Origin of the sequence: Dietzia sp. IN118, assembly GCF_032905965.1 — a bacterium.
Taxonomy (GTDB): Bacteria; Actinomycetota; Actinomycetes; order Mycobacteriales; family Mycobacteriaceae; genus Dietzia; species Dietzia kunjamensis.
This window is the reverse complement of sequence record NZ_JAUMSR010000001.1, coordinates 1798532-1817260: the sequence shown is the minus strand read 5'-3', so window position 1 is coordinate 1817260 and position 18729 is coordinate 1798532. Positions and strand designations below refer to the sequence as shown.

The 18729-nt window shown below is 69.4% G+C and carries 20 protein-coding genes; 9 read left to right on the top strand and 11 right to left on the bottom strand.

Annotated elements, in window-relative coordinates; all coding sequences use genetic code 11:
* Window positions 1-12: 12 nt before the first annotated feature.
* Window positions 13-1485 carry an NADP-dependent phosphogluconate dehydrogenase gene (gene gndA, locus Q2K20_RS08830; protein ID WP_067717399.1) on the bottom strand — a complete coding sequence of 491 codons (1473 nt, stop codon included), beginning with the start codon at window positions 1483-1485 and terminating at the stop codon, window positions 13-15.
* Window positions 1486-1782: 297 nt separating this feature from the next.
* Between gndA and Q2K20_RS08825 the strand changes: the two genes are divergently transcribed.
* Together Q2K20_RS08825 and Q2K20_RS08820 are read left to right on the top strand one after the other, a co-directional pair.
* Window positions 1783-2547, top strand: a complete 765-nt coding sequence (locus Q2K20_RS08825) for a hypothetical protein (protein WP_067717397.1) — start codon at window positions 1783-1785, stop codon at window positions 2545-2547.
* A gap of 107 nt (window positions 2548-2654) precedes the next feature.
* Complete coding sequence (locus tag Q2K20_RS08820; RefSeq protein WP_067717395.1) at window positions 2655-3071, top strand: PaaI family thioesterase; 417 nt, start codon at window positions 2655-2657, stop codon at window positions 3069-3071.
* 99 nt (window positions 3072-3170) lie between these two features.
* On the opposite strand, the gene Q2K20_RS08815 is transcribed toward Q2K20_RS08820, so the two are convergent.
* Window positions 3171-4610, bottom strand: coding sequence for an NAD(P)/FAD-dependent oxidoreductase (locus Q2K20_RS08815; RefSeq protein ID WP_067717394.1), 1440 nt, complete (start codon window positions 4608-4610; stop codon window positions 3171-3173).
* Between the two features lie 228 nt (window positions 4611-4838).
* Between Q2K20_RS08815 and Q2K20_RS08810 the strand changes: the two genes are divergently transcribed.
* Both Q2K20_RS08810 and Q2K20_RS08805 read left to right on the top strand, forming a co-directional pair.
* Window positions 4839-6179: a class I SAM-dependent methyltransferase gene (locus tag Q2K20_RS08810; protein WP_067717386.1), complete on the top strand. Its 1341-nt coding sequence runs from the start codon at window positions 4839-4841 to the stop codon at window positions 6177-6179.
* A 10-nt stretch (window positions 6180-6189) separates the two neighbouring features.
* Complete coding sequence (locus Q2K20_RS08805) at window positions 6190-6669, top strand: nitroreductase family deazaflavin-dependent oxidoreductase (protein WP_269504395.1); 480 nt, start codon at window positions 6190-6192, stop codon at window positions 6667-6669.
* Between the two features lie 62 nt (window positions 6670-6731).
* Here the strand turns inward: Q2K20_RS08805 and Q2K20_RS08800 are convergent, their stop codons facing one another.
* The gene (locus Q2K20_RS08800; protein ID WP_067717382.1) at window positions 6732-7214 is read right to left on the bottom strand and encodes a MaoC family dehydratase; all 483 of its coding nucleotides are present in this window, start codon (window positions 7212-7214) and stop codon (window positions 6732-6734) included.
* 64 nt (window positions 7215-7278) lie between these two features.
* Here Q2K20_RS08800 and Q2K20_RS08795 point away from each other — a divergent pair, with 64 nt between their 5' ends.
* The gene (locus tag Q2K20_RS08795; RefSeq protein ID WP_067717380.1) at window positions 7279-8046 is read left to right on the top strand and encodes a thioesterase family protein; all 768 of its coding nucleotides are present in this window, start codon (window positions 7279-7281) and stop codon (window positions 8044-8046) included.
* Here Q2K20_RS08795 and Q2K20_RS08790 read toward each other — a convergent pair.
* From Q2K20_RS08790 to Q2K20_RS08780, 3 genes are all read right to left on the bottom strand, one after another.
* Window positions 8030-8509 carry a GNAT family N-acetyltransferase gene (locus Q2K20_RS08790; protein WP_269504412.1) on the bottom strand — a complete coding sequence of 160 codons (480 nt, stop codon included), beginning with the start codon at window positions 8507-8509 and terminating at the stop codon, window positions 8030-8032. The genes Q2K20_RS08795 and Q2K20_RS08790 overlap by 17 nt on opposite strands.
* Window positions 8510-9065: 556 nt before the next feature.
* Window positions 9066-9419 carry a cupin gene (locus Q2K20_RS08785; protein WP_067717414.1) on the bottom strand — a complete coding sequence of 118 codons (354 nt, stop codon included), beginning with the start codon at window positions 9417-9419 and terminating at the stop codon, window positions 9066-9068.
* A 56-nt stretch (window positions 9420-9475) separates the two neighbouring features.
* Window positions 9476-10906, bottom strand: coding sequence for an L-lactate permease (locus tag Q2K20_RS08780; protein ID WP_120283161.1), 1431 nt, complete (start codon window positions 10904-10906; stop codon window positions 9476-9478).
* A gap of 155 nt (window positions 10907-11061) precedes the next feature.
* Here Q2K20_RS08780 and Q2K20_RS08775 point away from each other — a divergent pair, with 155 nt between their 5' ends.
* On the top strand, window positions 11062-11805 hold the full coding sequence (locus Q2K20_RS08775; protein WP_269504400.1) for an MBL fold metallo-hydrolase: 744 nt from the start codon (window positions 11062-11064) through the stop codon (window positions 11803-11805).
* Between the two features lie 48 nt (window positions 11806-11853).
* On the opposite strand, the gene Q2K20_RS08770 is transcribed toward Q2K20_RS08775, so the two are convergent.
* Complete coding sequence (locus Q2K20_RS08770) at window positions 11854-12351, bottom strand: hypothetical protein (protein ID WP_119191660.1); 498 nt, start codon at window positions 12349-12351, stop codon at window positions 11854-11856.
* A 191-nt stretch (window positions 12352-12542) separates the two neighbouring features.
* On the opposite strand from Q2K20_RS08770, the gene Q2K20_RS08765 reads away from it, so the two are divergent.
* Window positions 12543-13031 carry a pyridoxamine 5'-phosphate oxidase family protein gene (locus Q2K20_RS08765; RefSeq protein ID WP_119191661.1) on the top strand — a complete coding sequence of 163 codons (489 nt, stop codon included), beginning with the start codon at window positions 12543-12545 and terminating at the stop codon, window positions 13029-13031.
* A gap of 26 nt (window positions 13032-13057) precedes the next feature.
* Here the strand turns inward: Q2K20_RS08765 and Q2K20_RS08760 are convergent, their stop codons facing one another.
* A complete protein-coding gene (locus Q2K20_RS08760; protein WP_159148261.1) occupies window positions 13058-13561 on the bottom strand; it encodes a DUF309 domain-containing protein in 504 nt (167 codons plus the stop codon).
* A gap of 107 nt (window positions 13562-13668) precedes the next feature.
* Here Q2K20_RS08760 and Q2K20_RS08755 point away from each other — a divergent pair, with 107 nt between their 5' ends.
* Together Q2K20_RS08755 and Q2K20_RS08750 are read left to right on the top strand one after the other, a co-directional pair.
* Window positions 13669-14451 (top strand): alpha/beta fold hydrolase, encoded by a 783-nt coding sequence (locus Q2K20_RS08755; protein ID WP_119191663.1) that lies wholly within the window; start codon window positions 13669-13671, stop codon window positions 14449-14451.
* Between the two features lie 299 nt (window positions 14452-14750).
* Entirely contained in the window at window positions 14751-15185 is a 435-nt protein-coding gene (locus Q2K20_RS08750; protein ID WP_317176773.1) for an SRPBCC family protein, read from the top strand.
* A 140-nt stretch (window positions 15186-15325) separates the two neighbouring features.
* Here the strand turns inward: Q2K20_RS08750 and Q2K20_RS08745 are convergent, their stop codons facing one another.
* From Q2K20_RS08745 to Q2K20_RS08735, 3 genes are all read right to left on the bottom strand, one after another.
* Window positions 15326-15835: a hypothetical protein gene (locus tag Q2K20_RS08745; protein ID WP_159148263.1), complete on the bottom strand. Its 510-nt coding sequence runs from the start codon at window positions 15833-15835 to the stop codon at window positions 15326-15328.
* 158 nt (window positions 15836-15993) lie between these two features.
* Window positions 15994-16845, bottom strand: a complete 852-nt coding sequence (locus Q2K20_RS08740; protein ID WP_317176772.1) for a hypothetical protein — start codon at window positions 16843-16845, stop codon at window positions 15994-15996.
* Between the two features lie 59 nt (window positions 16846-16904).
* Entirely contained in the window at window positions 16905-18626 is a 1722-nt protein-coding gene (locus tag Q2K20_RS08735; protein WP_317176771.1) for an IS1634 family transposase, read from the bottom strand.
* Between the last annotated feature and the right edge of the window lie 103 nt (window positions 18627-18729).

Sequence of the window (18729 nt, the reverse complement as noted above, 5' to 3'; positions counted from 1 at the left end):
GCCGCGGGCCGGTCAGGCCCGCACCTCTGAACGGTCGCCGCTCCAGAGGGTGTGGTAGCTCCCCTCTCGATCGGTGCGCTGGTAGGTGTGCGCGCCGAAGAAGTCACGCTGGCCCTGGATGAGCGCGGCCGGCAGGCGTTCGGTCCGGAGGCCGTCGTAGTAGGCCAGGGCGGCGGAGAACCCGGGTGCGGGGATCCCTGCGGTCACCGCGGTCGTCACGACCCGGCGCCAACTGTCCACGCAGTCGGACAGGGCCTCGGCGAAGTACGGCGCGGCGAGGAGTGAGGGGAGATCGCCGTTCTCGGCGTACGCCTCGCGGATGCGGTCGAGGAACGTGGCGCGGATGATGCAACCCCCGCGCCAGATGGTGGCGAGGTCACCGCGCGCCACTTCCCAGCCGTGCTCGGCGTTGGCAGCGGTGATCTGATCGAACCCCTGGGCGTAGGCGATGACCTTGGACGCGTAGAGCGCCTTGCGCACGTCCTCCACGAAATCGGGGCCGATCCCGGCGGGAGTGGATACGGAGCCCGCGGGCAGGGCCCGACCGGCTTCGCGCTGCGGAACCGAGCTCGAGAGGGCTCGCGCGAACACCGCCTCGGCGATACCGGTGACGGGGACGCCCAGGTCGAGAGCGGACTTGACGGTCCAGCGACCGGTGCCCTTCTGCCCGGCCCGATCCACGATCACGTCCACCAGGGCGGCGCCGGTCTCGGCGTCCACCTGGGCGAGGACCTCGGCGGTGATCTCGATGAGGTAGGAGTCGAGTTCGCCTGTGTTCCATTCGCGGAATGTATCGGCCATGGCGGCCGGCTCGATCCCGGCCACGCCCCGGAGGAGATGGTAGGCCTCGCCGATGAGCTGCATGTCCGAGTATTCGATGCCGTTGTGGACCATCTTGACGAAGTGACCCGAGCCGTCCTCGCCGACATGGGTACAGCAGGCGATCCCGTCGACCTTCGCCGAGATGTCCTCGAGCATCGGCCCGACGACCTCATAGCTGGAGGCCGGGCCGCCCGGCATGATGGACGGTCCCTCCAGGGCCCCTTCCTCGCCGCCGGAGATCCCGGCACCGATGAACCGGATTCCGCGCGCGGCCATGGCCTTCTCGCGCCGGATGGTGTCCGTGTACAGGGAGTTGCCACCATCGATGATGATGTCGCCCTCGTCGAAGGCATCGGCGAGCGCGTCGATCACTGCATCGGTCGGTGCGCCGGCCTGGACCATGACCAGTGCCCGACGGGGGGAACGCAGCGCTGCCGCGAACTCCTCGATCGTCTCGGTGCGGACGAAGTCCCCGTCATCGCCGTGCGCGCCGAGCAGTGCGTCGGTCTTCCCCGCGGAGCGGTTGTGGACGGCGACCGTGTACCCGTGCCGGGCGAAGTTGCGGGCGATGTTCGAGCCCATGACGGCGAGACCGGTCACACCGATATCGGCGGTTCCGGCAGTGTCGGAGGTGGGCGTCGCGCCTTCGCGTTCAGTACTCATGGTGTTCAGAGTAGTCGACGCCCTCCGGCCGGTCGGACCTGCGGTGATGGGTACCGACACTCACCGCGTGGCTGAACACCACCTGTGTTCTTGCTGACAGATCAGACGTGCACTGAGTGCACCGTTTGGCCGAACCGGGCGAAATCCCTTGGTTACGGACGGGTGTCTGTTGTAACACTTAATACCGGCCGGATGACCTGGGCCACTGCGGATCGGGGGGTCGGATCGCGGTGCCGGGACGTACTTCGTAGGGACGGACCGGCCGTGTAGAGGAACCGACTAGGGGGAAGACCAGACATGACCGGCTCAACGCTGCCCACGCAGTTGATGGGGACACGCACCGTGTTCGACGACACGGTCGAGGCGCTCGGCGGCTTTCGCGCGGGCTATCCCAAGTTCTACTCGATCGCTGATCTGGGCACGCAGTCGCGACGTCGGTGGGTGCCGCTCGAGCAGGCGGTCGACAGCGGGCGGGTGGAACTCATGTTCCGCAACCACTTCGCGGAGTCCGGCGATATCCGTTTCTCGACCTATCTCGTGGCGGAGGCATTCACCCACGGCGTCCTCGGCAGGGCCGTGGCCAGTTTCGTCACCATCGGCAGGGTGTGGGACACCGGCGCCGAGAACATGGCCGTGCGAACCGACATCGAGGGCGGCCTGGACTGGGCGGGCGTCCGCGACACCACCCTGAGGATGCTGCCCGACGACCCCGTCGCGGGTTCGCCCGGCACCGTGATCCTGCCCTGCGAGCAGGCATTGGCGCAGTGGCTCGCCTGCCGGTCGCGCGCGACACTGACGACGGTGTTCGAGGGGCTGTCGGCGGTGAGCAACTGCAGTGTGGAGACGCTGTGGTCGATGGCGGGCGAGTGCGTCCTCGGCGCCGCGACGATCGTCCCCACGTTCGCGGAGACCAGTCAGGAGACCGGCTACCGTCGCGGGCAGATGGTCCTGCAGGCTCTCCACGACTCGGGCCTGGCGGTCCGGCGACGGAGCCGGCTCCCACGCACCCCCGGTGCCGGGCCGATCCCCGTGCGGGACCGCGGTTGGCGATCGGTCCGCTGAGCGTCGTAGGCGCGCTGCGCGTCGAGGGAGTCGCGACGGGCGCCCGTCCCCGCGGGTAACGTTCCGTCCCGGACGCCCGGGCACGCCGGGCCGGGGAAAGAGGTCGGATGTCCGAGGCGGCTCGTAGCGAATTCATCAACATGATCCGTTCCCATTCCGGGACCGGGTTCGGCGGCGGGATCGGGATGGAATACACCGAGGTGACGCCCGACAAGGTGGTCGTCACGGTGACGGTGGGGCCGCATCTCCACCAGCCCTACGGGATCGTCCATGGCGGTGTGTACTGCGCGATCGCGGAGGAGGTCGCGAGTATCGCCGGCGCGGTGTGGCTCGGTGGCGAGGGCAAGGTGGTCGGTGTCAACAACTCCACCGACTTCCTGCGCGCCGTCACGGAGGGCACCCTCACGGCGACGGGCACGCCCGTCCACCGCGGCCGCTCACAGCAACTCTGGCGGGTCGAGATCGAGGACGACCGGGGGCGCACCGCAGCGGTCGGGCAGGTACGGCTCGCGAATCTCCAGTAAGCGGGCAGGGAAGCGTCTGAGACCGGGAGAACTCCCTGGCAGAGAGAAAGACGCGCCCGGCGGGTGGATCCCGCCGGGCGCGTCGCCGTCTCGCCCCGGTCAGTCGGTCGTGGCCGAGGCGGACGCCGACTGCTGCGCCTCGACGCGGGACCGCTCGGCCGACTGGAGTGCGGCCGCCTCGTCCGCAGCCACCCGCTCGATGGCCTGGCGCGCGTAGACCCACTGCTTGGTGGAGGTCAGCTGCGACCGGTGGTCGCCGCCCATGTGCATGCCCCACGAGAACATGGTGGTGATCCGGTTCTTGAAGCCGATCAGGTAGGCGAGGTGTACCACCAGCCACATGACCCAGGCGATGAAGCCCGAGATCTCGATCGGTCCCATCTTCACGACTGCGCTGTAGCGCGACACCGTGGCCATGGACCCCTTGTCGAAGTACTTGAACGGCTTCCGCTCGGCTGGGGTCCGGCCCTTCTCCACCTCGGCCATGATCTGCTTGGCCGCATACTTGCCGCCCTGGATGGCGACCTGCGCGACACCGGGCAATCCGTCGAGGCTCATCATGTCGCCCACGACGAAGATCTCCGGGTGACCGGGCAGTGAGAGGTCCTTGTTGACCAGCACGCGCCCGGCACGGTCGATCTCCGCATCCGTCTGGTCGGCGAGTTGCTTGCCGAGCGGGCTGGCCTTGACGCCCGCGGACCAGATCTTGCACGAGGCGTCGATCCGGCGGACCGAATCGTCCGGGTCCTTGACCTCGATGCCCTGGTAGTCGACGTTGGTGACCATGGCGTTGAGCTGGATCTCGACGCCCATCTTCTCCAGCCGAGCGCGGGCCGCGTGGCCGAGGTTGTTTCCGAACGGGGGCAACACGGCCGGGGCGGCGTCGAGGAGGATCACGCGTGCGGACGCCGGATCGATGCGGCGGAAGCTGTCCTTCAGGGTGTGCTGGGCGAGCTCGGCGACCTGACCCGCCATCTCGACCCCGGTCGGGCCGGCCCCGACGATGATGAAGGTCAGCAGCCGGCGGCGCTCCTCCTCGTCGTCGATGACCTCGGCCTGCTCGAAGCAGCCGAGGATGCGGCTGCGCAACTCGAGCGCATCGTCGACGGTCTTCATCCCCGGCGCCCACCGCTCGAAGTGGTCGTTCCCGAAGTAGGACTGGTTGGCCCCCGCGGCGACGACCAGGCTGTCGTACTCGAGATCGAAGTCGATGTGTCCTGCCGAGGCGTGGATCCTCTTCCCTGCCACGTCGATCGTGTCGACATCACCCAGGACCACGGTGGCGTTCTTCTGATCCCTCAGGATGAGTCGCGTCGGCGGGGCGATCTCGCCCACGGAGAGGATGCCGGTGGCCACCTGGTACAGCAGGGGCTGGAACAGGTGGTGGCCGGTCCTGGCCACCAGGGTCACGTCGACGTCCGCTTTGGCGAGCTGCTGCGCGGCGAACAGACCGCCGAAGCCGGAGCCGACGATGACGACGCGGTGCCGGCGGCCGGCCGGTGCGGTGGCTGTGACCTGGTCGGTTGCGGGCTCGGTCATGGCGGCTCCTGATGAGGCTGGTCTGGGTTGAGGGGCTCGGTGGCCTCGTCGGTCTGGGGCCCGCGCGGGATGACGCCGGGCACGGGTCCCCAGGATAGTGCTCCGCCTGACCCCGTGCACAGGTAGCCGCACCGCACGCGGGTGGGTGGCCCCCCGCCGCGCCTGACCGGGCGGACGCGCAGGCGACGGTACCGTCCACCTGACGAGAGCCCCGGAGGGAGGGACAGGGTGGTCAGAGTCGAACCGCAGACCGTCGACCTCGAACGCTGGCCCGCGCTCGCGCCACCGTCCGGACCGGGGGGACAGCCCTCGGCGCTCGTCGCCCAGGCGCTCCGGCGGTCGGCGCGCGAGCTCGGGGTGCGGATCGACTACCCCGATTCGTCGGCGGCCGGAGAGTACGACGCCCCGGTGCGCGTGGTACTGCGCGAACCCGATCACTTCTGGGCCCGGCTGGCGGACGCCGGCGTGGTGGGGCTCGGCGAGTCGTTCATGGCGGGCGACTGGGCTACTCCGGACCTGTGTGCCGCCATCGCGGTGCTGGCCCCGTGGATCGCCTCGAACGCCGACTGCGCGCACCCTGGTGAACGCGCGTACGGCCGGGAGGGTCGCGGCCCCGCCGGTGGCGGTCGTCGGCGTGGCGGGCCGGTCGCCGTGGAACTGGAGGATTCGGTCCCCGGCGCGCTGACCTCGCTGTACACGGACGAGACGATGTCGACCGCGGGTGCAGTGTTCGCTTCCGGAGCGCGCACCCGTGCCCGGTTGGACGACGGGACCGAGGTCGTGCACCTCGAAGCGCCGGCGGCTGCGCCCCGCCGCACCGACCTCGGCGACGCCCAACGCCGGGCCGCGGACACCCTGTTGACGCTGGCCGGGATCGGGGAGGGGACCCGTGCCCTGGTCGCCACACCGGGGTGGGGCGAACTGCCCATGAGGGCTGCCGAGCGCGGGGCGCACGTCCGAACCATGACATCGTCGACGGAGAGACTGGCGACGCTCGGGTCGAGGTTCACCGCGGCAGGTCTCGACGAGGAGATCTCGCTGTTCCTCGGAGCGCCGTCGGAAGTCGCGGGCGCGGTCGACTCCGTCGTCGCGGTGGACCCCGGCATCACCGCCGGATCCGCCGGGCACGCCGAGGTCCTCGCCGTGGCCGCCCGGCTTCTCGGCCCGGGGGGCCGTCTCGCCCTCCAGACGACGGTCTCACCGGGTCGGCCCACCCCGGCGGTCGTGGAGCTGGCCGCGTGGGAGTCCCGTTACGTGTCCGAGGCGGGTCCCCCGGTGGGGTGGTCGGAACTCGTCGAGATGGTCGACCGGGCGCCCTGTCTGACGCTCCGGGGGCGGGTGGAGATCACCGCTCATCATGCGGAGACCGTGCGCCTGTGGTCGGAGACGTTCGCACAGCGCGGACGCGATGCCGCCGCGCTGGGGTTCGACGCCGTCTACCGACGGATGTGGTCGTTCCACCTGGCGGCCTTGGAGACCGGGCTCCGCAGTGGATGGGTCGAGTCGGTTCAGCTGCTCGCGACGGCCGGTGAGGCGGTCCGGCGGCGCGCGGACGGGCGCACGACATAGGGTTTGCCCCATGAGCAACATCCTCACCCCGATCGCCGTGTGGGTCGGCCGACAGGACGCCACCCGGGAGAACTCTCACCTTGTCGTGACGGTGGACCGGTGGCTCGACCGGGTCACCCGCGGGCGGGTGCCGCTTCTCCGGGTCGCGGGGCTGCCCACTCTGACCCTGCACGTCCCTGGTCGCAAGAGCGGCGCACCACGCAGCACGTCGCTGTTGTGCGCGTCGTGGGGGAACGGGCTGGTCGTCGTCGGGTCGAACTGGGGTGGGCAGAAGACCCCGGCCTGGGTCCATAATCTCCGGGCCGCCGCCGAGGGCGAGGTCGAGATCTCGGTCTACGGCGCGAGGCTGGTCGTGGACGTCCGTGAATTGACCGGTGACCAGCGGGACTCGGCATGGTCGGCGGCGGCCCGTGTCTGGCCGAACTACGAGATCTACGCTCGGCGCACCAGCCGCGAACTACCCGTCTTCCACCTCACCCCCCGTCTGTAGCCGCGGGGGCGGCCCCGGGTGGGGCCGGGGTCTGTAGTCACGTCCGCGCCGGGCGGCCCGGGTCATCCGCGACGGGCGACCATGTTCATCGCGGTGGCGGTGAGGATCGGATCCCCGTCCTGGTTGACCAGCGTGACATCGGTGGTGAGCACGCCGCGGTCCGGCTTGGTCCTGGACGGTCGGACCTCGGTGGTCTCGCAGAGCAGGGTCAGACGGTCGCCCGGCCGCAGCGGGCGCACCCACCTCAGTTCGTCGATGCCGGGGGAGGCCAGGCTCGCCACGCTGGTCAGGTAGTTGTCCGCGAACAGGCGCATCATCAGTGCGGCGGTCTGCCACCCGCTGGCGATGAGTCCGCCGAACGGGCCGGCGGCGGCCGCCTCGGGATCGGTGTGGATGCTCTGCGGGTCGTACCGACGCGCGAACTCCATGATCTCGTCGGCGTCGACCGACTCCTCACCGAACCGGTACCTCGCGCCCTCGGTGTAGTCCTCGAGGTACCTGTCGTCGATCGGGGCGGTGAACTCGTCGTACGTCTCGTCCTGCATCGTCTCTCCCACGTCGGTGTGTACGCTTTTTAGGTAATCACCACTCACCGACTGGAGGACGGAGATGGCGTACTTCGATCGCCTCGGGCCGGACAGATTCCGCCCGACCGAGCACGTCAGCGGAGCGTGGGACGAGTCGACCCAGCACATCGGACCCGCACTCGGTCTGCTCGTCCACGCCGTCGAGCTCGACCTGGCCGCTCGTCGCGACGATTCCATGGTGGTGTCCCGCCTGTCCTACGAACTGCTCGGTGTGGTGCCGATGGACATCATGGACATCCGGGTGGAGGTCGTCCGACCGGGGCGCACCATCGAGTTGGTCGAGGCCACCTGTGGGCACGGCGAGCGCACCGGCATCCGACTGCGGGCGTGGCTGCAGCAGCCCCGCGATACCGAGGCGATCGCGGGCGCCGGATTCGCCCCGATCCCGCCGCCGGAGCGGATGGAGCCGTGGGACCCCACCACGATCTGGCGCGGGGGGTACCTCGCCTCGGTCGAGGTCCGGCGGATCAGCGACGGTCCCGGCCGGTCGCGGTACTGGGTCCGTACCGGCGTCCCACTCCTGACCGGCGAGGATGTCAGCGCACTGGCGCGGATGGCCGCTCTGTTCGATATCGCCAACGGGATGGCGGTCCGGGCCGATCCGACGTCGGTGCACTATCCGAACATCGACCTCACCGCGCACCTCACCCGCCCGCCGGCAGGCGAGTGGTTGGGGTTCGACACACGCGTGACCTTCGGGCCCGGCGGGCTGGGGCTGACGTCGAGCGTGATCCACGATGAGGCCGGACCGTTGGGGACCGTCGCCCAGTCGCTCACAGTCCGACCGTGAGCTGTCGGAGATAGCACCGCATGCCGGAGCCGGTGTCGGGGTCGCGGTCGGAGAACCCGTGCCGTTCGTAGAACCGACGGGCACCGGCGTCGTTGGTGTCCACGTTGATGAGTATCTCCTCGCTGCCGCGGGACAGCACCTCGTCGACGGCGCGGGCCAGCAGCGCGGTCCCCACCCCGTTCCCGCGGAGGTCATGACGGACGTAGAGTTCCTCGAGCTGTGCCAGCGGACCGTCCCACAGGGGGGTGGGGCGCAGGGTGAGGAACGCGAACCCGATGTCCGCCGTGTTCTCGCCGCCGATATCCGAGCCGACTCGAGCGAGGACCGCCAGGACGTCGTCCCGGCGCAGCAGGTACTCGAATCGGGCGGCGGCGGTGGGGCCGTCCGGGGTCTCCGCGCCGAATTCGGTGTTGAAGTCGAACAGCAGGCGCCCCAGTGACTCCGCGTCCGCGGGCGTGGCCATGCGGATCTCCGCCGGTTCGGCAGGACGCGCCGGGGCCTGCGAAGTGTCCTCTACAGATGGTGCGGCCGTGTCGAGTAACTGGCGCAGGCGGTCGAGATCCTCGGCCACGGCGGCGGCGTCCCGTTCGACGTCGTCCTCGTCGGCGCCGCCGTCGGCTCCACGCAGGGTGAACACCACCTCGCTCCCATGCGGATGGGGAAGGACCCGCAGGGGGTTGAGGGTGACCGTCCCGTCGGGGAGTGTGACCTCGTGGTCCAGGACACCGAACGCGTTGGTGGGCGCGAACCGGACGCGGACCTCGCCCATGGGGGAGTTGACGACGAGAATGTCGCCGTCGGATCGCACCTCACCCGCCGCGAGTCCGGCCGCCCACGACGGCAGGTGGGCGGGGTCGGCGGCGAGGGCGTAGACCTCGTCGGGGGAGCGGCGGATGACCACGCCCAGGTGCCGGGTGCGCATGGGACGAGTATCCGCCGCGTCCGCCGTCCGCGCCAGGGTGCAGCAGAGGCAAAGTGGTCAGACTGTGGCGCGGGTGGTCGGGATGTGGCGCGGGTGGTCAGGGAGTGGCGGGTTCGTCGTAGCTGCCCTGGCCGGCGATGCTGGTGACCGTCGTCAGGAGGAAGACGGAATCGGCGAGCGCGGTGACGGCGTGGCGGTGGTGGGTGAGTGTGTGCAGTTCGCCAGCGGCGATGTCGGTGTCCCCCTCGCCCGTGACGCGGACGGCGCCCTGGAGGAGGTAGAGGCTCGCGGCCGGGGGAGAGTTGTGCTCCTCGAGTTCGGTGCCCTCCGTCAGCGCGAGCAGGGACTGCCGGAGCGGCCCCTCGCGAACGAGGATCTCGGCGTGGCGTCCGTGTGCGGACTCCTTCGCGCGGGCGAGGATGCGGTCGGCGGTCTCGGTCACATGGTTCATGGTGGAACTCACTGCCTCTCGGTGTGAACTGCCTCTTGGGTCGCGTGGTCCGCACCCTACGCCAAGACGGCGACCGCCGCGCAGAGCATGATCGTGGCGGCCACGACGGCGGTGGCCAGCGTCCGGGTGGCGGCGCCGGGGAGCCGGGTGTGTCCGGCCATGACCACGCCGACGGCCAGGGCGACGCGCGGGGGCGAGACGATGATGGCGAACGACCCGCCGACGTTCTGGCCGGCGAGAGTGACGAGGCTGTCGGCTCCCAGCCCGGTCGCGGCGCCGGAGGTGGCGGAGGAGAACATGGCCGCCGCGCCGGTGTTGGTGCCGGTGAGGTAGCCGCCCAGCGCCCCGATGGCCGGGATGCCGGCCAGTGACGCAGGTCCGAACCCGGACGCGAGATCGGCGAGGTGGGCGGCCATCCCGGCGGCGGCCATGACGACGCCGATGGACATGAACACGATGGCGTTGCCCGCTACGGGGACCCACGTCGCCAGCGCCGTCCGGACCAGGTTTGTCACGGGCGGGCCCGGTGTGGTGTAGACGCGGAGCGCGACGAGGGCCGCGACGTTCACCCAGAGGGCGGGGGAGGTGAGCCATCCCGTCCCGGCCGGGGCGCCGGCGAGGGCGAGCACGGCGCTGGCGCCGAGGATCCCCGCGAGCAGGACCGCGAACGGGATGAGTGCGCGCCCGAGCTCGGCGGTGACCGCGGGGAGAACGCCGTGCCGGGCGCGCCCGACCCCCAGGAGGAGGGCGATCACGGCGGTCGAGGCGAGGATGCCCGACGGGGGGACGCCGACCGCCGCGTTGGCCGCGACGAGGGCGGCCCACTGGGTCACGACGACGGCGGCGCCGAGAACCACGTGGCGCGCGGAGGGCCGGGTGGAGACGACGACGAGGACGGTCGTCATGCTCACGAGGAGGACCGGCAGGGTCAGGAGAGCCGACCAGTATCCGAGTTCCGCGACGTCCTGACCGCCGAGCTCCGCGGCCACGAGGGTGCCGGGGCCGAGGGAGCCCCACGGGACCAGGACCAACCCGAGCAACCCCGTGACGACGGCCTTCACCGGCGACAGTCCCATCCGGACGAGAAGCGGGGCGGTGATCACCACGCCGAGTCCGAAGCCGGTGACCGACTCCATGAACGGGGTCAACCCGAAGACCAGCAGCAGGATCGCGGGCACCCGGTCGTCGCCGGAGCCGACTCGTTCGAGCCATCCGGCGATGTGATCCCTGCTCCCGGTCGCCGACAGGGCGGTGGCCAACAGGACGCCGCCGAGGAGGATGAGAGCGACCTCGAGGACCGTCGGCCCGAGTTGCGCCAGTGAGGCGAGGACCTCGTCGTCGTCGGGCCGGAAAACGGTGATCGCACCGACGAGCGCGGCCACCAGGCCGGCGCTTCCCGCCAGGAGAGAGGGGGAGCGGAGCGCCAACAGGGCCAGGACCACCACGACCGGCGCGACGGCGGCGCCGGTCTGCACGAGAGCGCTCACTGCACCCAACCTACCCAGGCGGCCCGGGGCCAGCGGTTGCGAGAGCGCCGGACGGCGAGCAGCCTCGTCACACAACTGCGGGCGCAACCGCGGGCGGGTGAGACGTCGACGCGATCCGCGGCCGACCGCCCGAGACACCGACGGAGAGGAGCACCGTGGACGCCACCGAAGTCGCCGACCGGGTCCACCGCCTGGCGCATGCCCACGTCAACTGTTATCTCGTGGAGGACGAGGACGGGGTGACCCTCGTCGACGCCGGCCTGCCGAGCATGTGGGACCTCATGACCGAGACACTCCGTCGGCTGGGCCGTGGTCCCGCCGACGTGCGGGCTCTCGTACTCACCCACGGGCACTTCGACCACGTCGGCTTCGCACGGCGCGCCCGGGTCGAGCTGGAGGTGCCGGTGCTGGTGCACCCCGCGGACGGACACCTGGCCGCGCACCCCTACAGCTACACACCCCAGCGCAACCGCTTCCTGTACCCGTTCACCCATCCCCGGTCGCTTCCCGTGCTCGGAAGGATGGCCATGGCCGGCGCTCTCACGATCAAGGGGGTCGAGGGCACCGAGGAGCTACCGGTGGGTCCCGCTCTCGACGTCCCGGGTCGTCCCGTGGCGATGTTCGCCCCCGGGCACACCGGAGGGCACTGCATCCTGCACCTACCCGACCGGGACACGGTCCTCAGCGGGGACGCCCTGGTCACCCTGGACCCGTACACCGGCGCCACGGGACCGCAGATCGTCGCCTCGGCGGCCACGGCCGACACCGCCCGCGCGATGGAGTCCCTCGGCCCGATCGCCGCCACCGGGGCCTCGACCGTCCTGCCCGGACACGGCGAACCCTGGACCCACGGTGTCGACGCCGCGGTCGGACACGCCCGCGCCGTCGGCGAACACTGAACCGCGCTGCGGGCCGCGGACCAGGGGATAAGCGCGCAGCCGCTGTCGCTAGTGGCTACGAAGTCCGCGATAGGAGGTGAGGGTGGGCCTGATGGCGCGGTCGGCGAGTGCCCCGGTGACCGCCGCGAACACCGCCTTGTGGCCGACGTCGACGGCGAGCTCACCGCGGGGCCAGGCTGCCGGCGGCGCGCCCACTCCGGTGGCGTTCTCGACGGTCTGGTCGACACTGAGGCGGACCGCGGTGTGCCAGGCGCTCGCGGACACGCCCCGGATGCCGGTGGCAGCCCAGACGCCCCGTAGTGCGCCGAGCGACGCCGCGGTGCCGAAGTGCATCAGGTGGTTCCACACCATGGGCTTGTCGCCGTCGTCGGGGGACCGTCCGAGCACGGTGAGCAGGGCGCGGGCAGGCACATAGGAGTCCGGTCGGCGGGTGACCAGCTGCTCAGCCTTCTCGGTGACGATCATTGCCGCGCCGCCCGCGAGCCCGGCGGCGGCACCCTTGCCTGCGGCGCGGAGCAGTTCGGCTCGTCTGTTCCCTGACGTCACGACTTCCTCCTCGGGGCGGTGGGTCTGCGGGGTGGTGGCACCACCGTAGACCCGAGGAGGGGACGCGTCCATCGAAGCGCCCCGGCGAGGTGCGGCCCGAACGCGCCGGGAGTTCCGCGGCGGACGAAGGCCCGGGATCCGAGGCGTACGTTGGACGGGGACGGAGGCCCCGACGAGGAAAGGTCCGAGACATGTCAGACGACGCCAGAACACCTGAACGCATCGTCGCCGACCTGATCGAGAAGTCCCCGATCTGCATGATCACCACCGTCGGGGCAGACGGTCGGCTGATGGCGCGGCCCATGACCCGCCAGAACTCCGACTTCGACGGATCGATTCGGTTGCTCGCACCCCGTCACGGCGACCTCCCGTCGGAGATCGAGACGAACCCGCAGGTCAACGTCTCAGTTCAGTCCTCGGACGGGTTCGTCTCCGTCGCCGGACGGGCGGTCGTGGACGACGACCGTGACGCGGTGGCCGAGCACTGGAATGCCGCCGTCGGGGCGTGGTTCCCCGAGGGGCCGGAGTCCGCCACCTCGGTACTGATCCGTGCCGACTCCGCCGAGTACTGGGACTCCAGCGGCTCGCGGATCGCACACATCGCCTCCTTCGTCCGCGCAGCGGTGTCCCGTGATGAGGGAACTCCCGACATGGGAACCAGCGGCACCGTCGAACTCTGAGTCCCGACGGTTCGGAGAGGCGGAGGTCAGGGGAGAGCTGACGGGACGCGAAGCCGCGGCTTCAGCTGATCCGGAGAGGGTTCGTCGCCCCGCTCGACGGTGGCGATGAGTGCGTCAGCGTGGGAAACCAATCCGGTCGCATGGATCCCGTGAGGCGCGGGGCCGCTGTCGTGGCCGATACGTTCGGCGGCACGGGCGAGCAGCGACAATGCCCCCCTGGTGTTGCCGCGCTGGATATGGGTGATGCCGACTGCCAGCTGGGCCAGGCCCTGCCAGAGCATGCGCTCGTCGTCGGGACTGGCCTTCCAGGCGCCCTCGAGAACTTCGTGGGCATTGAACGCGAGGCCGCGGTCCAGCAGTTCCTGTGCCCATTCCAGCGATCGGGCGGGGGGCAGATCGAGATCCTCGGGGATACGCTCGACGCCGACGCTGCCGATCGGCAACGGCCGACCGAGTTCATCGCGTGGGCGCGAATTGCGCGCGCGGCCGTCTTCGTCGCGATCGCGGTCCATGCCGGGTGGGGTGCGCATGGCGCCATCGTCCCATCTGGTGACGGCGGCCGGCCACCTCGGACACGGGCCCCGATCGTGACACGTCGCGCGCGCCCTTTCCTCCGCGCGCTTCGTAGGCTTGTCCCATGACGTTGCATCATGTTCGACGCGGGCAAGGTAGCCCTCTACTTCTCGTGCACGGACTCGGCGCGGGGTGGCGATCGTGGGAACCCATCATCGACGATCTGGCAGCGCGTCGCGAGGTCATCGCGGTCGACCTGCCGGGTTTCGGCGAGTCCCCACCGCTGGAGGGTGAGGTGTCCATAGCGGCGCTGGCTGACGCCGTCGCCCGGTTCATCGAGGAGTCGGGTCTGGACGGGGTGTCCACGGCCGGACAGTCGATGGGTGGGCGGATCGTTCTCGAGCTGGCCCGGCGCGGCGTCGGTGGCGACACCGTGGCGCTGGACCCCGGCGGATTCTGGAGTGATCGCGAGCTGGCGATCTTCAGCGCCACCCTGCGGCCGTCGATCGCCCTGGTCAGCGCTGTGCGCGGAGCGCTCCCGGGACTCCTGGGCAATCCGATGAGTCGGACCGTCTTGCTGGCGCAGTTGTCGGCGCGGCCATGGGCGCTGTCGGCACAGACCGTGCTGCCTGACGTGGCCGGGCTGGCGGACGCACCGGCGACGGGCCCGGCGATGGACGCGCTCACGAAGGGCCCCCCGCAGCAGGGTGCCCCCGCGGGCACGGTCCCGGGACGGGTCACCATCGGGTGGGGGCGTCGCGATCTGGTGACACTCCCGGCCCAGGCCCGGCGAGCCGCCCGCGCGTTCCCCGACGCGACACTGCACTGGTTCGATAGGTGCGGTCACTTCCCGCAATGGGACGCGCCCCGGGAAGCGGCTCGGCTCATCCTGGACCGGACCAGCTGACCCGGCGCATACCGCCGTCGTGGCGTCATGACCACCATGGGCGGTTGCGCCCGCACGATGCTCTGCCACCATGGGCTGATGATCCGTCACACCCGCGACCGGGGGAGACCGCCATCAACGTGGTGGAGTAGCCCACCGCGTGGCGAGGGCGGAGAAGCCCGGGAGCCGGACAGCCGGGCCGGACGATGAAACACCTCGCGTCCGCCACTGCACTGAGTTCGGCTGCATTGAGTTCGGCTGCACTGAGTTCCGCTGCGCTGAGTTCGGTGCTGAGAATGCGAAGTACGTTCCGCCGAGGGATGTGGAAGACCGAACTGCGGATGCACGTGGATGCGGAGACGGTGTGGTCAGTCATCACCGATGTGCAGACCTGGCCGCGATGGGGGCCCACCGTCTCGGGGGCGCGGATCGACGGTGACTCCGGCTTGAGGGCCGGTACGCGAGGGACTGTCAGGACCGCGGTGGGGCTGTCCCTGCCCTTCGAGATCACCGAGTTCGTGGAGGGGCGGCTCTGGGCGTGGAAGGTGGCAGGAGTGAGCGCTACCCGGCACGAGGTGATCGAGGTACCGGGTGGTTGTGTCCTCAGCTTCGGTGCTCCGGTCTGGGCGGCGGGATATCTGCCGGTGCTGGCGATCGCACTGCCGCGCATCGAACGGATCTCAGTCGAACGAGCGCACCTTGAGGGGTCGGCGTCGGAGGGGGCGTGGATCGCGGACCAGGACGGTGGCATGTGACCATCGCGCCGATGGGGATGGGACAGCGAGATTCTTGATGGGAAAGTGCGTTATCCGATTCTTCGGAGATCATGGGCTGCGGAACCCGTCGTCCCGGAGCGCCCGTCGCTGCTCGCGGAGTATCTGTTGGCGGTGTGTAGCTAGTTGCCGTGGCCGTTGAGGTTATTGAGGATTTCTTCAGTGGCCGCGCCCGGTGGTATGGCGACCATCATTTGATCGCCTCGCAGTTCGCCTTGCACTCGGACAGCGGAGACAATCTCATCGCCGACCTTCATGACGAGTCGAGTTTGGTCTCCAGCCTGGGAAGCCTCGTTCGTCAATTTGCGAGCCACAGTTGCTCCGTCATTGTCGAGTGTCACGTTGATCATGTCGAACTCTCCAGAAGACGGTGCACTGCTGGCGGAGTCGACGCCTATGCGCTCAAACGCCGCGGGGGCGACGAGGATGTGTTCGTCATTGAGAGGGATGCACTGTGGGTCTGACCCGGGGGCGCATGTCTGGGAGATAGCTAGTTCTAATGTGCCCGAAGCCGCGGTCGCCGCCTCGTTCGCGGCCGGTGGTGCAGATGTTGGTTGCTCCCCGTCCGTGCCTTCGGGTGAACAGGCGGTTAGCGCCGCTAGGAGCGTGATGACGAGGGCGTGCTTTTTCATGAGGCGAGTCCGGGCATCTTCCTGCTGGTGGGGCACTGCTTACGGAGGCTGATCCTTCTTGGGCACCCTACTGATGTGCAGGGTCGGGAGGGGCCATTCACGGCGTTCACGATCGTTGCTGTTCGTGAGTCGAACTGTGCTGTCGCAGCCCTCGATGATCAGGGCTGTTGGTGCTTCAGGGCGATGTAGTCAGCCATAGGCGCTCCGGAGCGTGCTGCGTGCTGGGCGATGATGCCGGGGCTGTAGCCGAGGAGGTCGATCAGGCTGCGGGCGTCGAGTTCTTGACTCAGGTCGCGAAGAGTGGCGTTGCGGGCCCGAAGAGCGTCGATTCCGAGAACTTTGAGGCGTTTGGAAAGTGTCCCTGGATGGAGGTGTTGACCTGCGGTTCGACCGGGGAAAAGCCACGGTGTATCGGCGTTGATGGTGTTCTGGTTTCCGGGGTTGGAGAGCTGGTTCCAGAACAGTTCGGTGAGGGCTTCGGGGACTTGCGCGGCGTGGGTGCCGAGTGTGATGCGCATTCCTTCGGGAGCGGCGATGAGGCGGTCTCGGCGCAGCATGACGATCTTGTTCAAGGGGTGGGCCCAGAGCAGGAGGATGAGTCCGGCGACGCGGGTGGCCGGGATGACGTTGCGGTGCTCGAGGCAGTTCCGAACGAGCTGGATACGCTCGGTCTGGGTGATCATGGGCGTGGTCTGGGCCTTACGAAACGGCACATCAAGTGTCCCTTTGGGGTGCCCTTGCTGGTTATTGAGCCATCGGGCGAAGTTGCGGATGTGTTTGCGCGTACTGGGGCCGTCGCTGAGGTAGTCGTCGATGTGGTGCTGGCGCATCTCGCCTGCCGGTACGTGATGATGTTTGTGCAGCCAGATCAGGAATTTCCCGGCCTGGGTGATCTCCTGCTTCGCGGCGTGGATGACGGTCTCGAGGTTGGTGCCGGGGTCTGTCCGGGGTTTCGCAGCTGGTAGGCACACGGTAGGCGCCGAAAGTTGGTGTGGCCTGCGGTAAGGCATGTTGAAGCTCGCAGGGGTCGTGTTACTACGGCCCCTGCGGGTCTGCGCGCGGGGCGGTGTCAGGTGGTGGTGAAGTCGGCGAACTTCGGTGGCTCGGGCAGTTCGAGGTCGCGCCAGATCTGCTTTTGGGCCTCGGTGGGCTGGGAGCGCTGCCTGACGGTGCCTTCGCTGGTGGCCAGGGTGACCAGGTGGAGCCGGTCGAGTTCATGCCGCAGGGTGCGCCAGGTCTGCCCGGTGGTGGTCTCGGCGACGCGGATCAACAGCAGTGCGAGCCAGCACAGTTGCACGTGGGCGCGGATCCGGTCCTCGCGACGGTGGAACACCGGCCGCAGGCCGAGGCTGCTTTTCATGTCCCGCCAGCCGGCCTCCACGGCCAGGAGTTGCTTGTAGGCCGCGGCCAGATCTTCGGCGGTCAGGGTGGTGTCGGAGGTGCGCAGCAGCCACTTGCCGTCGAGCTGGGCCTCGCGCTTGGCGGCGGCCCGGTCGATGCGCAGCAGGCCAGTGGCGGTACGGCGCAGGTAGCGGCGCAGTCCCGGCTTGTTCTTCAGCGAGCCGACGAACTCCGAGCGCTTCGCGGGAGTCCACGCATCGGAGCCATCGATCAATCCGGCCAGATGGTCCATCAGGTTCGCCCGGACTGCCTGGTCGCGGTCTGCCTGGTCGGGGTTGTGGCAGATCACGAACCGCACCGCCCGGGCGCCACCATCGCCGTCACCCTGGCCACCGGGGGCGACGCGCACTTCCTTCACACGCAGATTGCCGGCCACAGTGCGGTAGCGCCCCGGGCGGGCCAGGGCAGCGGTGGCCTCACGGTTGGTGTGGCGCAGCTTCTCGGCGTGGATGTAGTGCCCGCCACCGCGGGTGAGATAGCTGCGGTTGGCCTGCGAGGCGAAGCCACGGTCGGCGACCCACACCATTCGGCGCAGGTTCCAGTCGTCCAGATCGTCCTTGATGGTGCGGATGATCTGACTGTCACCGGTGTCGCCCGGGAAGGTCCAGCAGCGCACCGGGATGCCATCGCGGGTGACGGCCATCGCGATGACCACCTGCGGTAGATCGGTGCGGAAGTCTTTGGAGTGGCCGAACGCGCGGGCCCCGGATTCGACCGGATTGGCGTCCTCGTCGCCAGGGTTGTCGTCCTGGAGTTCGGGCAGCTCGTCGGGGTGGTCGGTCTCAAAATAGGTGCTGGTGGTGTCGACGAACACGATGTCCAGATCGAGGTTGAGCAGGTTCGCCACGGAGTCGAAGATCTCGGCGGCGATCTCCTCGAGCACCTCCAGGAGGAAGTCCATCGCCCGGTAGGCGTGATCCTCGCCCAGTTCGGCCAGCCCGTCGATCGCGACCCGCTCGCCCACCCAGCCGGTCGCCGCCAGCTTCGATCCTGGTTCCAAGGCCCGCTGGGCGACCAGGGCGAACAGCACCCGTTCGGTGAACTGCCCATCCAACCGGCGACCGTCAGCGGCGCGGCGGATCGCCGCCCCGATGCCCAGTCGCTGCCACATCTGGTCCAGGGTCCAGGCCCCGCCGAGGCGACGCGAATCAAGGATCTCCACGTCCCCGCCCGCCACCGCGGCGGTGGCCTGCTCAGGCGTCAGGAACCGCGAGATCGAGGACACCAACCGCTCCAGTCCCTTGCGGTCGACCTGCTCGGCTCGGCCGAAGTTGTGGATCACCTTCGCCCTCGGAACGCCGGTATCCGGGTGACGTTCGTTGTGCGCCAGCTGCAGATACGACACCGTCGAGCCGTCCCGGTTGGTGCGCTTGGTCTGACGCAAGTACATGCCTACATGAAACCACGGACAACCGCCCATGGCCAGCCGAACACGCCGAAAGTCGTGTGCCTACAAGTAATCAGGATTCCAGACAGCATGCAAGGCCCTGACC